Genomic DNA, 1,192 nt, shown 5'->3' on the forward strand with positions numbered 1-1,192 from the left:
CGGGTGGGAACGTCGAGCAGAACGGCGGCAACCTGAATGTCGGCGGCAATCTCGGCATGGCCGTGGGCGGCAACTATGACATCGGCACCGTGCAGACCGGCGAGCAGAAGGTGGTCCATGGCGCGAACGGGGTGTCGGATACGAACATCAACAGTGCGACCGGTAGTACGGTGACGGTGGGCGGCGTTTCGCAGATTGGTGTCGGCGGTAATCTGACGGCGACGGGAGCCGATATCAGCCTTGGCGGCGGCGGGACGATTGCGGCGAACGGCGATGTGACGCTGCAGGCGGCAAAGACGACTTCGACTGTCGATAGCAACAGTTCGGGTAGCGACCATCACGGCAGCTATTCGGCGTCGCTGCACACCTCCGACGATACGCTTACCGCGACGACGCTCAACGCCGGAAACAGCCTTACCATCGCGTCGGGCAACAATATCAACGTCACTGGCAGCACGATCAACCTCGATCAGGGGACGGCGACGCTGGCGGCAGCGAACAACGTCAATATCGGCGCAGCAAGCGCGACCTATGTCGACAATTCGCAGGAACAGCACAGCCACAGCAATGTGGTGAGCGGCAAGGAGGTATCGAGTTCGAGCGATACGACCACGACGCTGAACCAGGGCAGCATGATTTCGGCAGACGGCGTGTCGATCTCAAGCGGCAAGGATATCAACGTCGCGGGCAGCACGATTGTCGGGACGAACGATGTATCGCTGAGCGCCGTGCATGACGTGAATATCACGACGACGCAGGACACCATGCAATCGTCGAGCAGCTATGAGGAGACACGAACGGGTCTGGGAACAAGCGGGTTGAGCGTCACGATCGGCACCAACAAGCTTGCGACGACCGATGAAGCGTCGAGCGTGACGAACAACGCGAGCACGGTCGGCTCGTTGAACGGCGACCTGTCGATCCAGGCGGGCAACACGCTGCACGTGACCGGCAGCGACCTTGTCGCAGGCGGGAACCTCGCGGGAACGGCGGCCAATATCATCATCGATGCGGCAACCGATACCTCGCACCAGGCGCAGACGCAGAAGACGAGCAGCAGCGGTCTCACGATCGGTCTGGCGGGTTCGGTCGGTGATGCGATCAACAACGCGTATTCGGAAAGCCAGGCGGCGAAGAATTCGGCTAGCACCGGCAACGACCGTGCGGCTGCGCTGCACAGTATTGCGGCGGC

General features: G+C 61.7%; 1 protein-coding gene. It reads left to right on the forward strand.

Annotated elements, in window-relative coordinates:
* Positions 1-1,192 (forward strand): hemagglutinin repeat-containing protein (locus HHL14_RS32760; protein ID WP_206002636.1); only part of this gene is annotated, 1,192 nt, incomplete at both ends.

Origin of the sequence: Paraburkholderia antibiotica (assembly GCF_012927125.1) — a bacterium.
GTDB lineage: Bacteria > Pseudomonadota > Gammaproteobacteria > Burkholderiales > Burkholderiaceae > Paraburkholderia > Paraburkholderia antibiotica.